This is a genomic window from Agarivorans sp. D1326, assembly GCF_056958115.1.
The window spans coordinates 12,831-27,622 of record NZ_JBTWEN010000003.1; the positions used below are offsets into that span (position 1 = coordinate 12,831).

The 14,792-nt window shown below is 45.5% G+C and carries 13 protein-coding genes; 7 read left to right on the forward strand and 6 right to left on the reverse strand.

Annotated elements, in window-relative coordinates:
• Positions 1 to 4: 4 nt before the first annotated feature.
• The 3 genes from ACYFDN_RS06740 to ACYFDN_RS06750 are packed head-to-tail and all read left to right on the forward strand — an operon-like array spanning position 5 to position 3,332.
• Positions 5 to 676 (forward strand): transglutaminase-like cysteine peptidase, encoded by a 672-nt coding sequence (locus ACYFDN_RS06740; RefSeq protein ID WP_016403953.1) that lies wholly within the window; start codon positions 5 to 7, stop codon positions 674 to 676.
• 9 nt (positions 677 to 685) lie between these two features.
• Positions 686 to 2,617, forward strand: a complete 1,932-nt coding sequence (locus tag ACYFDN_RS06745) for a bifunctional diguanylate cyclase/phosphodiesterase (protein WP_483510488.1) — start codon at positions 686 to 688, stop codon at positions 2,615 to 2,617.
• Between the two features lie 25 nt (positions 2,618 to 2,642).
• Positions 2,643 to 3,332 (forward strand): SIMPL domain-containing protein, encoded by a 690-nt coding sequence (locus tag ACYFDN_RS06750; RefSeq protein ID WP_406609511.1) that lies wholly within the window; start codon positions 2,643 to 2,645, stop codon positions 3,330 to 3,332.
• A 100-nt stretch (positions 3,333 to 3,432) separates the two neighbouring features.
• Here ACYFDN_RS06750 and ACYFDN_RS06755 read toward each other — a convergent pair whose 3' ends face one another.
• Genes ACYFDN_RS06755 through ACYFDN_RS06775 form a run of 5 tightly spaced genes read right to left on the reverse strand, consistent with a single transcriptional unit; the run spans position 3,433 to position 9,198 of the window.
• A complete protein-coding gene (locus ACYFDN_RS06755; RefSeq protein ID WP_338622208.1) occupies positions 3,433 to 4,407 on the reverse strand; it encodes a substrate-binding domain-containing protein in 975 nt (324 codons plus the stop codon).
• Positions 4,408 to 4,443: 36 nt separating this feature from the next.
• Complete coding sequence (locus ACYFDN_RS06760; protein ID WP_483510489.1) at positions 4,444 to 5,448, reverse strand: ABC transporter permease; 1,005 nt, start codon at positions 5,446 to 5,448, stop codon at positions 4,444 to 4,446.
• Entirely contained in the window at positions 5,445 to 6,980 is a 1,536-nt protein-coding gene (locus ACYFDN_RS06765; RefSeq protein ID WP_483510491.1) for a sugar ABC transporter ATP-binding protein, read from the reverse strand. Before ACYFDN_RS06765 ends, ACYFDN_RS06760 begins: the two co-directional genes overlap by 4 nt.
• Entirely contained in the window at positions 6,967 to 8,136 is a 1,170-nt protein-coding gene (locus tag ACYFDN_RS06770; RefSeq protein ID WP_338622205.1) for a Gfo/Idh/MocA family protein, read from the reverse strand. Before ACYFDN_RS06770 ends, ACYFDN_RS06765 begins: the two co-directional genes overlap by 14 nt.
• 9 nt (positions 8,137 to 8,145) lie before the next feature.
• Positions 8,146 to 9,198: a sugar phosphate isomerase/epimerase family protein gene (locus ACYFDN_RS06775; RefSeq protein ID WP_483510493.1), complete on the reverse strand. Its 1,053-nt coding sequence runs from the start codon at positions 9,196 to 9,198 to the stop codon at positions 8,146 to 8,148.
• 356 nt (positions 9,199 to 9,554) lie between these two features.
• Here ACYFDN_RS06775 and ACYFDN_RS06780 point away from each other — a divergent pair, with 356 nt between their 5' ends.
• The gene (locus tag ACYFDN_RS06780) at positions 9,555 to 10,550 is read left to right on the forward strand and encodes a LacI family DNA-binding transcriptional regulator (RefSeq protein ID WP_483510494.1); all 996 of its coding nucleotides are present in this window, start codon (positions 9,555 to 9,557) and stop codon (positions 10,548 to 10,550) included.
• A 14-nt stretch (positions 10,551 to 10,564) separates the two neighbouring features.
• On the opposite strand, the gene ACYFDN_RS06785 is transcribed toward ACYFDN_RS06780, so the two are convergent.
• Positions 10,565 to 11,503: a GntR family transcriptional regulator gene (locus tag ACYFDN_RS06785; protein ID WP_483510496.1), complete on the reverse strand. Its 939-nt coding sequence runs from the start codon at positions 11,501 to 11,503 to the stop codon at positions 10,565 to 10,567.
• A gap of 383 nt (positions 11,504 to 11,886) precedes the next feature.
• On the opposite strand from ACYFDN_RS06785, the gene ACYFDN_RS06790 reads away from it, so the two are divergent.
• The 3 genes from ACYFDN_RS06790 (at position 11,887) to ACYFDN_RS06800 (ending at position 14,738) form a co-directional block, all read left to right on the forward strand.
• Entirely contained in the window at positions 11,887 to 12,546 is a 660-nt protein-coding gene (locus ACYFDN_RS06790; RefSeq protein WP_411994447.1) for an aspartate/glutamate racemase family protein, read from the forward strand.
• Between the two features lie 35 nt (positions 12,547 to 12,581).
• Positions 12,582 to 13,655, forward strand: coding sequence for an isocitrate/isopropylmalate dehydrogenase family protein (locus ACYFDN_RS06795; RefSeq protein WP_483510497.1), 1,074 nt, complete (start codon positions 12,582 to 12,584; stop codon positions 13,653 to 13,655).
• Between the two features lie 114 nt (positions 13,656 to 13,769).
• The gene (locus ACYFDN_RS06800; protein WP_411994450.1) at positions 13,770 to 14,738 is read left to right on the forward strand and encodes a Bug family tripartite tricarboxylate transporter substrate binding protein; all 969 of its coding nucleotides are present in this window, start codon (positions 13,770 to 13,772) and stop codon (positions 14,736 to 14,738) included.
• Positions 14,739 to 14,792: the final 54 nt, after the last annotated feature.

Below are 14,792 nucleotides of genomic sequence, written 5' to 3' on the forward strand. Positions count from 1 at the left end.
GCTAATGCGAGGGCTTTTAGCTAGGTGGTGGATAGCAGTATTGGCTTGGCCAATATTGTTATTTGCTACCGCTTACCAGCTAGAAGAACTCGCCAGCACAGTTCGCAATTTCTATGGTGAAAAAGCCGAACTTAGAGTTCGAGCTTGGCGCCAAACCATCAATGATGGTCATGACTTAAGCGAAGCAGACCAGCTTCGCTCCATTAATGATTTCTTCAATCAAATGCAATTTGTTGATGATATTGATGTGTGGGGGCAAGAAGACTACTGGGCCACTCCCGTCGAATTCTTGGGCGCCGCAGCCGGAGATTGTGACGACTTTAGCATTGCCAAATACTTCTCGTTAATAGAACTGGGCGTGAGTGATGAAAAGATGCGCTTGGTTTATGTAAAGTCGCTTACTTACAACCAATTTCATATGGTGGTGGCATACTATGAAACGCCTTCATCAATACCGATTATTCTCGATAACATCAATCCAAATATATTGCCGGCGACGCAGCGCGGCGATCTAGTACCCATATATAGTTTTAATGGTCAGCACTTGTGGTTGATGAAAGAAAAAGGCCGTGGTCAGTTAGCCGGCAAGTCTAGTCGTCTTAAGCTTTGGACCGATCTCCAGCAACGCTGGCGGCTAAATAAACTCAAAAAACCAGTAAAGAATTTCGATGCTTAGGGGAACACTATGACCTTATATCGCCAGTTGTTAATTGTGGTACTGCTTATCTACGGCGGCCTGCTGGCTGTGGTATTTAGTATCGAAATTGGCAATACCCGTAGTTACTTGTCTGAGCAGCAACTATCAGATGTAAACAATACAAGCACTTCTTTAGGTTTATCCCTAAGCCCCTATCTAGAAGATGAAGATGTAATAGGTGCCGAGTCGGTAATTAACGCCATGTTCGACAGTGGCTACTATCAGCAAATTAGTCTTAAGTTGTTTGCCGATGACAGCCTTATCGACCGCCAAAACTCTCGCTCTATTGATGGCGTGCCCGAGTGGTTTACTTCACTTGAACTATTTCAGCCCAGCGCTCAAGAGCAGGTATTAACCAGTGGTTGGATGCAGCTAGGCGAACTAAAAGTAGTTGGCCACCCTGGTTTTGCTTATTTGCAACTGTGGAACGCCATGGTTGATTTAGCAAAGCTATTTGTCGTGGGGTATTTAGCAACGGTGTTGCTATTAATGCGGGCGCTGCGTTATTTGTTAAAACCACTGGAGCAAATTCAACAGCAAGCTAAGTTAATTGAACAGCGTAATTTTGGCCAAACTATTCCCTTGCCACACACTCAAGAGTTGCGCAGTGTAGTGGGTGCAATTAACCATATGTCGGATAACATTGCCCAGCAGTTTGAAAGCCAAGTACAAGAAGCTAGCGCTTTGCGCCAGCAAGCATTTCAAGACTCGGTATCAGGCTTAGGTAATCGCGCTTACTTCATCAATCAAAGCAAATCTTGGTTAGCTGAGTCTGGAGTGGGTGGGGTTGCGCTATTGTCTCTCGATATTATTGAAGCCATTCACGTGCGTGATGGTTTTAGTGCTCGGGATGAGTTTATTCATTCTGTAGGGGAGCTGTTTACCGCTTATACCCAGCAACAGCAACAACTGGTATTTGCCCGCATTAGCAATTTAGAATTTGCAGTATTAGCCGAGGGTTTCGATCAGCAACAGTTGTTGGATCTCGCAGAGCAAATTAATAAAGATTTATTGTCCCGCTTAGCCACGTGGAAGCAGTACATGCCTCGACCATTGGTGATGGGCTTAGTATTGCGCCAGAAAGATGAAAACATAGGCGAGCTATTAACCGCAGCCGATACCGCGTTACATAACGCTCGCGAGTTGCGCGAAGGCTTCTTTAGTTTGGCCGATGTTGAGCATACTCATATTCCGCGCAGCCAATGGAAGCAGCTACTCGAAAATACCATTAGTCGCCAAAGCTTGGCTTACAAGGCGCAGGTGGTTAACTTTATTCATAGCGACAAAGTATTGCACCAAGAGTTGTTTACCACCATTGAAGTGGATGCTCAGCATTACGCTGCTGGTCAGTTTATGCCGGCGGTTGAGCAATTTAGATTGGGCGCTCAGTTTGACCAAATGGTGGTTGAGCAAGCCGCGCGAGCTTTGCAGCAGGACAATAACTTAAGCTTAGCGATTAACTTAACTTTATCGGCTATTAGCGAAGCGAGCTTTTTAGCGTGGTTAATCGAACTGGCACAGCAGTATCAAACGGTGGCATCTCGAATGGCCTTTGAAATTCCAGAAACGGCTTTTTTGCAAGAAAATACCCAGTTAGAAGCCAGTTTAGACAGTTTAAGAGAGCTGGGTTTCCAAATTGGTATTGATCAATACGGGCGTAATCTAAACTCCCTAAACTACTTAAGCCGGGTTAAACCTAATTACGTTAAAATTGACTATGGTTATACAGCACAGGCCTTGGCCGAAGATGGTGATAGCCACTTCTTAAGTGCGATATGTAGAGCCGCACGCAATTTACAAATCATCACGGTGGCACAGCGAGTCGAAAATCAACAGCAAGTTGAACTGCTGTCGGCCTTGCCAGTAGACGCCTATCAAGGTTATGTTGCTCCTCCTCAGCGTTTTACGTTGAATGATTAAGTGCACTAATGAGCAGAGGTAAATAATGAACAAATTGTTGTTAGTGGGCTTGGTTGCCTGCAGTGTTAGCATCTCTCCGGCATTTGCCGCTTTGCTGCATACTAGTGGCGAGGCTAAGTTAGTGGTAATTGCCGACCAAGTGCAGGTGGATTTACATGCTACTAGTCTGGCAAAAACGGCCAGTGATGCTAAACAGCAGGTAGATAAAATAGTTAAAGTTACTCAATCAAACCTCGCCAATTTATTAACTGACTCCGACCGCTTTGAAGCCAGCCAACTGCAAATTCAGGCTGAATACAAATACCAGGACAGAGAACGGGTGTTTGTTGGTTATCGCGCGCAGCGAAGTATTATCGTTGAGCTGGCTAACCTAGACGGGCTAACTCAAGTACTTGATGCAGCTATGTTGAGCGGGGTGAATGAAGTGCGCCAGCTACAATACAAAAGCTCACAAGAAGAGCAGTACAAGCAACAAGTACGCGCTATGGCTGTGAACGATTCTTATGTTAAGGCTAAGCAGTTGGCAGAAGGCTATGAAGGCCAGCTAGGACCGGTGGTTGAAGTTAATTACCGTAACCAATCGGCTATTCCAGTGATGAAGATAGAACGCGCTACTCTAGCTGCAACCGATGCTAACGCTGGCTCTTATCAGGCTGCTCAACTTATTTATAGAGATAGTGTTGATGTGAGCTTTGAATTGCTAACCGAAGAGTAGCTGCGCCAAACTAGTGATTTGCTTATTATTGCTATGTTAGCTAGCTGAATAAATAAAAGCCCAAACAATGTTTGTTTGGGCTTTTGCTTGTTAGTGAAATCTAGTAAGCAGCGTCGGCGACCACAAATTCGCTAGCATTATTAGTGTCGATAAGCTCTGCCGCCAAGATAACTCGTGAAGGTGCACTGTGGTACATCTTGCCTAGCATTTCATGGCGAGCTCCCGTAATCGCTAATGCAATGCCAGAGGCTACCATACTAGGTGGATAGGTGACGGTAGCGCGAACTACCGGGTTACCATCTACCACCATTTTGATTATGTCTTGCGATCCCGCTCCGCCTAATACGGTTTTAATGTCGGTTCGGCCAGATTCTTTAATCGCCTGCATCACGCCTTTTAGCATGTCATCATCTTGGCACCAAACCGCATCAATCTCTGGATGTTTTTGTAAGTAGTTTTCCATTACGGCTAGTGCTTTCTGGGTAGACCAATCGGCTGGTTGGCTATCGAGAATGCTCATGCCTTTATGTTGAGCAATCACCTCGTTAAACGCGTCCACCCGTTGCTTGTTAATCGGAATAGACATGCCTTCAATCACTACTACCTTGCCTTTGCCATCCATTTCTTTAGCTAACCATTCGCCGCTTACACTGCCTAAACCTGCGTTGTCACCAGCAATAAATACATTTTGCGCTGGAGTTTCTAATTCGCGGTCTACTACTACAGTGTAGATGCCACTGCCGTAGGCTTCTTCAATCACTTTTTGTAAGGTGGCAGGGTTGTGCGGCAATATAACCAAAGCATCAATGCCCTTGATCATCAAATCTTCCACATCGCCAACTTGCTTGGAACCAGAGCTGGCAGCCACTACGTAAAACTCTATATCGTCTTCACTTTTCTTAAAGTCGTCGGCGGCTTTTTCTGCCCACCACAACAAGCCTGCGGTCCAACCGTGGTCTGCTGAGGGAACGGATACACCCACTTTTAAGGTTTTAGCTACTGCGGCGTTTAATCCCAGTGAGGCAATAAAAGTGGCGGCAAGTAGTAATTTTCCTATGTGTTGCAATAAACGCATGAGTTACTCTCCTTTGTATTAATGTACGGTGTTGGTTTAGCGGTCGCGTTTAAATTGCATGAGCACTGCAATCAAAATCACTAAGCCTTTTACCGTTCCTTGTAAGTAGGGGGACACCCCCATTAAATTCAGCATGTTGTTAATAATGCCTAATATGATGGCGCCGATAACGGTGCCCCATAAGGTGCCTTTGCCGCCAGACAGCGAAGTGCCGCCTATTACAACCGCTGCAATGGCGTCGAGTTCGTAAAACAAGCCCGCATCACCAGGGCTCACCGAATTTAATCGTGATGACAGCATCACCGCAGACAAACCCACGGTGAAACCAACAATCACAAAAGTAAGAAAATAAACGCGTTGTACATTAATCGCAGAATAGGTGGCCACTTTAGGGTTAGATCCCACCGCACATACATGACGGCCAAAAGCGGTATGCCGCAAGATAAGGTGGCCTAAAAATGCGAGGCCAATAAACAGCCAAACAGGAATAGGAATGCCCAGCCAATAGCCGCCACCAATGTCGGGGTAGTGGTTATTTTGCGAGACCATTTCTCCGGCATCACTAATGTATAGGGTTAGGGAGCGGAATATAGACATGGTTGCCAAGGTGGCGACAAACGCGGTAATTTTCCCTTTGGTGGTAAGTAAGCCATTTACCGCGCCAAAAGCTGCGCCCATCGCCATCGCCGCAGCAATAGAAACGGTCACTGCCATCCAGCCATCACCTAAATAGTTGAGCAGCATAATCACCAGTACACCCACTAAGGCGACCATTGAACCCACCGATAAATCTATTCCGCCGGCAATAATCACAAAGGTCATTCCTAGGGCAATAATGCCGGTATAGGAGACTTGTCTAAGCACATTGGTAAGATTTCTTGGGATAAGGAAGTGGTCACTGGCCATGGCCGACAGCACCACCAAAATGAGTAACGCGACTAAAGGAGCCCAGTTAGACAGAGTAAATTTAGGCAGCTTATTTAACCAACTGGAATTAGGGCTTAGCCCAGATTTTTGATTCATTTTAGCAACCTCACTCATTGGGGGCTCTCCTGCATCGGCGTAGATACCGGCGTTGCCTGGCTTTGCAGACCTGCGGCCAAAAACATGATTTGTTGTTCGTTGATTTCTTGTTCACGCAGCTCTCCTTGAATTTGGCCTTCGCGCATCACCAAAACTCGGTGGGCAAGGCCAATGAGTTCTTCCATGTCTGATGAGATCACCACAACTGCTAAACCTTGCTCGGTCATGCTTTGGATAAAGTGGTAGATTTCTTTCTTGGTATTTACATCAACGCCCCGAGTGGGTTCGTCGAGAATCAGTATTTGCGGCTGGGTATCCATCCATTTCGATAAATACACCTTTTGTTGATTGCCTCCGCTTAAGTAAAGAAGCTCGGTATCTAAGGAGGCCGCTTTAATGTCGAATTTACGTACATATTGCTGAGCTTGTTGGCGAGCTTTGCCGTGGTTAATTAAGCCTTTGCAGTAGTTCCCCAGTGAAATAAGGCTAATGTTCTCGGGTAAATTAAAGCTCATGGTTAATCCGCAGCCTTGGCGATCTTCGCTTAAGTAGGCCAAGCCATGTTTTACCGCGTCTTTAATATTGTGAATGGTGACGGCTTGTTGATGAATAAAGATCTTGCCGCTTTGGCGACGGCGTAACCCCATTATCGCTTCTGCTGTTTCGGTGCGCCCGCTGCCAATTAAGCCGGCAAATCCCAATACTTCACCTTGGCGCACTTCAAAGCTAATTTGCTTAAGTAAGTTTTTAACATTCAAATCATCGACTTTAAGTGCCACTTTGCTTTGTACTTTAGAGCGTGGCGGAAATACTTGGTTAAGCTCACGCCCAACCATTTTTTTCGCCATGTCTTGTTCGTCAATGTCACTCATTTGGTCAACCGAAATTAACGCGCCATCGCGCAAAATAATTAGGCGATCGCATAGCTGTTTAACTTCTTTAAGTTTGTGCGAGATAAACAAAATCGTTACGCCTTGCGCTTTTAGCTTATCGATAAGCTTGAATAGCACGGTAACTTCTTGGCTGGTTAACACCGTGGTGGGTTCATCCATAATCAGAATACGCGCATCATTTACTAATGCTTTCGCTATCTCCACCATTTGTTTTTCGGCCACACTCAGTGCTTCAATTAGCGCATCTGGCGATAAGTCTGTTTCTAATAAACTTAATAGTTGGAGGGTACGTTGGCGCATAGCTTTTTTGTTAAGAAACAAGCTGCCTTTTAACTCTTGGCCTAAAAAAATATTTTCAAACACACTTAGGCTGGCAATTAAGTTAAATTCCTGTGGAATCATCGCAATGCCCAAGGCTTTGGCGTCTGCTGGGCTGTTTATCTCAACGGCTTTGCCATTAACTAGCACTTGGCCGCTACTGCGCTGATAAATGCCAGAGATAATTTTTAGCAAGGTAGACTTACCCGCGCCATTTTCACCAAGAATGCCCATTACTTCGCCTGGTTGCACCTCAACGCTAATGCCGTGTAAAACTTGTACTCCAGAAAAGCTTTTAGTGATTTTATCCAAGCTAAGAATAGGTTTAAGCAAGCTCATGAACGTTCTCCAAAGCGGTCCATTTACCATTGTTTTGCGAGGAGTGGATCATGGCATTGATGAACTGTAAGCCTTCTACACCTTGTTTCACTCCCGGCAATAAACTATTAGCTAGAATGTCGGTGGCCGATGAGCCATTGCGTGCTGTACGAATAGCCTTGGCGGTTTCGGTGTAGATATTGGCAAAGCCTTCTAAGTAGCCCTCGGGGTGGCCGGCTGGGGTTCTCACCAAATGTTCAGGCTCGGCGTTGTATCCATAACCTGCACGGCTAATAATTCGGCTAGGCTGGGAGAATGGGCTGTACAGTAGTTGGTTGGGCTGCTCTTGCGACCATTCAAGCCCTCCATCACTGCCATAAACCCTAATTCTCAGACCATTTTCATTACCTGGGGCCACCTGCGAGCTCCATAACATGCCGCGTACACCTTGCTCGAAGCGCAGCATGGCATGCACGTTGTCGTCTAGTACTCTCCCATTTACAAAAGTAGACAGCTCTGCGCTTACTTGTTCTAGCTGTAAGCCACTTATAAAGGCCGCTAGATTAAAGGCATGAGTGCCAATATCGCCCAAGCAACCAGCAGGTCCAGAGCGTTTTGGATCGGTGCGCCATTCGGCTTGTTTATTGCCAGTATTTTCCGCTGCGGTCGTGAGCCAATCTTGGGCATACTCCACTTGAACCAAGCGCAGCTTGCCAAGCAAGCCTTCCCCAACCATTTGTTGGGCTTGGCGCACCATGGGGTAAGCACTGTAGTTGTGAGTGAGCACAAACAGCTTGCCGCTATTATTCGCCAGCTCTTTGAGCTCCATTGCTTCGTGAAGAGAGCAGGTCATGGGTTTGTCACAAATCACATGAATACCTGCGGCCAAAAATGCTTTAGCTATAGGGAAGTGCAAATGATTAGGCGTTACGATACTTACCGCTTCAATACCATCAGGGCGAGCGGCTTCGGCCTCAGCCATATCTTGATAGCTTAGGTAACAGCGGTCGGCAGCAATGCCTAAATCCTTGGCTGATTGTTGCGCTCTGGCTGGATCGGCACTTAATGCGCCAGCAACTAATTCATATTGGTTATCTAAGCGCGCAGCAATACGGTGAATGGCACCAATAAACGCACCACTGCCACCGCCTACCATTCCTAGTTTAATTTTATCCATGAGTTACTCCTATAAACCCAGAATTCGCAGATTTGCTGCTTGGTCGATGGCGCTGTCGGCAAAATCATCAAAGGCTTTGTCGGTGACTTCAATGATGTGTTGCTGTACAAATGCTGCGCCTTCCAGCGCGCCAGCTTCAGGGTGTTTAAGGCAACATTCCCACTCAACTACCGCCCAGCCACTAAAGTTGTATTGGGCGAGTTTGGAAAAAATCCCCACAAAATCTACTTGACCGTCGCCTAAGGAGCGGAATCGACCCGCACGTTCAGTCCAACTTTGGTAGCCGCCATATACGCCTTGTTGACCAGTGGGGTTAAATTCCGCGTCTTTTACATGGAACATTTTGATGCGAGGGTGATAGCGGTCGACAAAGTCTAAATAATCCAGCTGCTGCAGCACAAAATGGCTAGGGTCATACAAGATATTGCAACGCGGATGCTGGTTAACTGCATCCAAGAACATTTCGAAGCTAACGCCGTCATGTAAATCTTCTCCTGGGTGAATTTCGTAACATACATCTACGCCAGCTGCGTCAAAGGCGTCGAGGATCGGTAACCAACGCTTCGCTAATTCCTCAAAGCCAGTTTCAACTAAGCCTTGAGGACGCTGTGGCCATGGATACATATATGGCCACAGCAGCGCGCCAGAGAAGGTAGCATGAGCACTTAAACCTAGGTTTTTAGAAGCCTTTGCCGCCAACATCATTTGGTTTACCGCCCATTCTTGGCGGGCGCTTGGGTTAGCCCTAACGGACTCAGGAGCAAAGCCGTCAAACATTTCATCGTAGGCTGGGTGCACTGCAACAAGTTGGCCTTGCAGGTGCGTCGACAGCTCGGTGAGAGTGAGGCCATTGTCGGCAAGCAGGCTTAATACCTCTTGGCAATAGCTTAGGTCTTCTGCAGCGCGCTCCAAATCAAACAAACGTTTATCCCAGCTGGGCATTTGCACTCCTTTGTAACCCACACTGGCTGCCCAAGCGGCAATTGAACTCAGTGAGTTAAAGGGCGCTTCGTCACTAGCAAACTGGGCGAGGAACAGCGCGGGTCCTTGTAGGGTTTTCATCGGCAATCCTTTTATCGAAGTTCAAACCAAATGTAGTATTTTGTTGAGACTAAATGTAATCGATTACATTTGGTCTCATAAAAAAACCATGCGCTGTTGAAAGCTGGAGGCGTATAAAGCCGCACTGCATGGCATTTATTTAGTAGTTGAATAAAACTTATACAATAAAATAGTGTTTATCTAGCGTATGTTGCGAAAATGTGATCAGTTTAAAAGTTTATTTTTTGTACAAATTGCTGATTGAGTTCTTAAGTGATTTAAAATAAAGTACTTTATGATAATTGATGTAATCCGTTACATTTGGGCTAAGCTTTCACTAAGGTTAGCCTTGCTTATTACCAATCTAAGGACAGTAAATGCCTACCATAAAAGATGTGGCCAAATTGGCAGGCGTATCTACCGCAACGGTATCTCGGGCGATGATGAGCCCAGAAAAAGTATCCGAGAAAACCCGTTTGAAGGTCGAGTTAGCGGTAGCCAAGTCGGGGTTCTCTCCCAATGTGATTGCGCGAAATTTAAGGCGCAGTGAGTCTAAAACCATCGTGATTATTGTGCCCGATATCGCCAATATGTTTTTCGCCAGCATTGTGCGCGGGATCCAGCAGGTTGCCTTGCAAAATGGCTACAAGGTGTTGCTGGGGGACTCAATTCATACGGTTGAGCAAGCAAAAGTGTATATGGACTTGGTACGCAGTAAGCAAGCCGACGGCATTATTTCGCTTACCGCTGAGCTGCCTATGGAGATCCGCCAAGGTACCGAAATTCCAATGGTAATGGCATGTGAGTACTTTCCTGGTTTTCCTATTCCCACGGTGCGTATTGATAATCGCGGCTCGGCTAAGCGAGCTGTAGATTATTTATTAGATATTGGGCATAGCCAAATTGGCTGTATTACCGGCCCTATGGAAAACCCAATTTGTGTGGATCGTAAAGCCGGTTATCAAGACAGTCTTCAGCAGCTAAATATTGCCGTTGACGAAGCCGCTTTTGAAGACGGTGATTTTAGTTTTCAGTCGGGGTATAGCGCGTTCATGCGTCTACACGAACACTACTCAATGACAGCGTTATTTTGCTTTAACGACATGATGGCTCTAGGGGCAATGAAAGCGGCCACTCAACTGGGTATTAAGGTGCCGCAACAGTTATCAATAGTGGGCTTTGATGACCTGTTATTTGCCGAATATACCAACCCAGAGCTCACCACCATTCGTCAGCCGCAAGAAGATATTGGCAAGACAGCAGCCAACACGCTAATGAAGATACTGCAGGGCAGCAAAGCCAGCCAAGACACCATTGTGCCCACTCAGTTATTGGTTCGCTCTAGTTGCTGTTCACCAAGTAAAAGCGGTTAGAGGAGTAGTGAGTCCTAGCCTATTGAGGGCGAAGAAACACTATAGCTAAACAGTTCACTGGCTATTTGTTCTTTTTCTTTGGCTGCACGCTCTAAGTGTTTATGAAGAAATGCGGCTGCTTGCTCCAGCTTGTTGCTGTCAATCAATTCGATCAGTTGTAGGTGCTCTTCACATTCAGTTTTAGGAATGCTGCGCTTACTGTGAACATTGTATTCTATGAGTCTTCTAAGGCGATTTACGCGTTGCAAGGCATCCAGTAAAAATACATTGCCAGATAAACCTACAATCGTTTCATGAAAAAGTACGCCTGCGTTGAACATTTGCGCAGCGGAAACAAGTTTATCGGTATGGTTGAGAATGTCATGTTGTGCCAGCTTGAGCATATGTAATTTAGCGTGGTCAACAAAATAGCCGGGCTCTCTTAAGGCTTCAGACTCAATGAGTTGTCTAAACCGATAGCTTTGTGCATAAGCTTTTGGTGATGAAATGAATTCTTTAAACTCCCAGCCGTAGCCTAAACTTCTGGTTAACCAGCCTTCTTTCTCCATCGCTATAAGTGCTTCTTGCAGGCTTTTACGATTAACCTGATATTTGTTAATTAAGTCATTCTCTACCATTGCTTTGCTTATGTGGCCGTTTAGGTAATCTTGGCCAATTTGGTAGCAAAGTGGGCTTAAGGAGTCACTAGTTGCTGGGCTTAGCTTTAGAGCTCCAGGATCACTAGGCACATCAGCGGCTAAGAAAAAGCCCTGATTGGGTTTTCGAATAAGTAAACCTTGTTCTTGTAGCTGGGAGAATGCCGCGCGAATAGGAGTTCTAGATACCTTTAACTCATTAGCAAACTGCATCTCTTTAAGGTGAGTATTGGCGGCAAGCTGTCGTTGGCAAATAATTTCATAGATGCGGGCGGCGAGTAGTTCGGTAGAGCTGCTTTTTTTGCTACTAGTTGTCATTTTAAGTCTTCCATGATGTATACCGCGCAGAAACAACCTGCCTAACAATTTGTAAGTAAGTGATAACAAAATTGTTAAATTGCATTTTTATACCAAATTGTACTTTCTACAAAGATGTATACAAGTATTTGTGAGCGACTTCAACAATCTGAACTTCTATTTTTCTACCTTATTAATTGTATTTTAGCAGTTCTAAATACACTTTATTTCCTTTCTGTTCTTTTTAAAACAATGACTTATGTTTAATTTTTAAATGCTTGTAGTGCTTTTGTTTCCTTTGATTGTGGTTGAAACATGCAGTTAACATTTTGTTGACAAGGTTTTATCCAACTCTTAAATTGTATTTAGTTTTTACAAAATACAAAAAAAGTAAAGGTAAGGAAATGCCAAGAGTAGTACTTATTCATGCGGTTCAAATTGCCATGCAGCCTATTCAATCTGCATTTCAACAGTATTGGCCTGAAGCTGAGTTAATCAATATTCTCGATGAGTCACTAAGTATTGAACGTGCTAAACAAGAGCAGCTTAGCCAGGCGCTTATTTCGCGCATTATTGACTTAAGTGAATATGCGACCTCATTAGGCGCCGACGCCGTGTTGTTTACTTGTTCTGCTTTTGGGGAGGCCATTGAAATGGCGGCAGAGCAAAGTGCGATTCCTGTCCTAAAACCAAACCAAGCCATGTTTTTACAAGCCATAAACATTAGCCCTAATGTCGGCATGATTGCTTCATTTGAGCCAGCTGTTGCCGGCATGGAACAAGAGTTTAATCAGTTAGCTAAGGCGCAGGGTAAAGACGCTCAAATCACCACGGTGTGTGTAGCCGAAGCGAAAGAGGCGCTAAAGCAAGGTGATGTGGATAAACATAACCAATTAACTGCCAATGCCGCTAAGCAGTTGAGTGAGCAGCCAGTATTAATGTTGGCGCACTTTTCCTCATCTCGCGCTTTGGATGCGGTGAAAAAGGCAACAGGAAAACAAGTGCTTAGCAGCCCAGTGAGCGCAGTAGAAATGTTACGAACAGTTTTAACGAAAACGGCTTAGGCCATTAAGAACAACCAGTAAGAAAAGAGGTAAAGATGAAGATTATTGTATTGCCTGGAGATGGCATTGGTCCTGAGATCACCAACGGTGCGTTGAAGGTACTAGAAGCGGCAAATCAAAAGTTTGCACTTAACCTGCGTTATGACTTTGACGATGTAGGGTTTAGCAGTTTAGAAAAATATGGCACCACTTTACGTGAAGAAACGCTAGAGAAGGCAAAAACTTACGACGGTATTATTTTGGGTACGCAGTCTCATGCTGATTACCCCAAGCCGGAGCAGGGCGGTCGTAATGTGTCTGCTGGATTTAGGATTGGTTTAGATCTATATGCCAATGTTCGTCCAGCGCGTTCACGCTCATTTATCGATACCAACATGAGCGCTGGCAAAAGTATCGACTTAGTCATTATGCGTGAAGCCACTGAAGGTTTTTACCCAGACCGCAATATGACTGAAGGCTGGGGCGAAGTGATGCCATCACCTGATATGGCTTTGTCTATACGGAAAATTACCCGTCATTGTTCTGAGCGCATTGCTCGTCGAGCCTTTGAGCTGGCGATGACCCGTCGCAAAAAAGTTACCGCAATTCATAAAGCGAATAGCTTTCATATGACAGATGGTTTGTTCCTAGATGTAGTGCGAGATGTTGCTAAGGAATTTCCAGAAGTAGAGCTGGATGATTTGCTTGTCGACGCTTCTACCGCGCATTTAGTGCGTAACCCAGAGCGATTTGATGTGTTAGTAGCGACCAATTTCTATGGCGACATTATAAGTGATTTAGCTAGTGAGCTGTCTGGCAGCTTAGGTTTGGCCGGATCGATGATGGCTAGCGACCACTATTGCTGTGCCCAAGCTCAGCATGGTTCTGCCCCGGATATTGAAGGCCAAGATAAAGCCAATCCGGTGTCGATGATTTTGTCTGTTGCCATGTTGATTGAGTGGATGGGCGAGCGCCATAACAAACAAGACTTGATTGCTGCTGCCAAAGCGATGGTTACGGCGGTAGATGCAACCTTAGAAAACCCAATTAACAGAACAGCTGATTTAGGCGGACAGTTGGGCTGTAAAGCCTTTAGCCAGGCTGTTGCTGACACTTTAGCTGCGAGCTAAATCAAACGATGTTGAGAATGATGTACAGCATCTCCAAGAGTGGAAACTGTGAGTTAGTGCTTAGTTAAAGTACTTAGCTTTCGGCAACCTAGAAATATAATTAAGGAAGATAAGATGTCATTACTGAAAAAATTTGTTGCGCTGCCGATGATGGCTGCATTAATCGCTTCGCCACTTAGCTTAGCTAGCGATATTGATTACCCTACAAAGCGTTTAAATTACACCATTGCCTTCGGGCCGGGTGGTGGTAACGACCTGATGTCTCGCACTGTGGTCGATATTCTTAAAAAGTACCAATTTTACTCTAAGAACATTCGTGTAGATAACCTTGCTGGTGGCAGTGGCGCGGTTGGTTTTAACTACGTAGCCCAAAAGAAAGGTAGCCCATACAACATGAGCTCTACCAGCGGTAACTTCTTAGGTACACCGTTAGTGTCTAATACGGGCTGGACTTATCGCGATTTCACTCCAATTGGTTTGTTGGCACAAGATGCGATGTTTATTGTTGTGAGAGCAGATTCTGACTTCAAAACGGCGAAAGATTTTGTTGAGTATGCCAAAACAAACCGGGTCACTATAGGTGGCACCGGCGCTGCAGGTCCTGAGCGTGTAGTAGCCAGCTTGTTTGCCGAAGCCGCGGGCTTTAATTACGACTATGTTCCATCGCAAGATGGCGGCGGTATGGTGACTTCGCTTACATCGAATAGTGTTGATGCCATTGTAGCTAACCCTTCAGAAGTGTCTGGCCAAATAACGGCTGGCAATTTCCGTCCATTGGCTTATTCAGAAGCCCAACGCAGTACCGTTTACGCTGAAGTACCCACGTTTATGGAGGAGGGATATGACTTCGCATTTTCCTTACCAAGAGGGGTTGTAATGCCTGCTGGTATCGATAGCGAAGTGCGTGACTGGTGGGTGGCAACATTACAAAAAGTAGTGGCAACTCCAGAGTGGAAAGAATACCTAGAAACAAACAGTCTGTCTGGAAATACGGTTTGGGGTGAAGACTTTGCTGCAAATTTAGCAGCCACCAGTGCCGATTTTGAAAGAGTGTTGACGCAGATTGGCGCAATTAAGAAGTAAGCGTATTAGAGAGCAGTCAGCGGCGGCTTGCCGCCGCTATAACGAGTTAAGGAT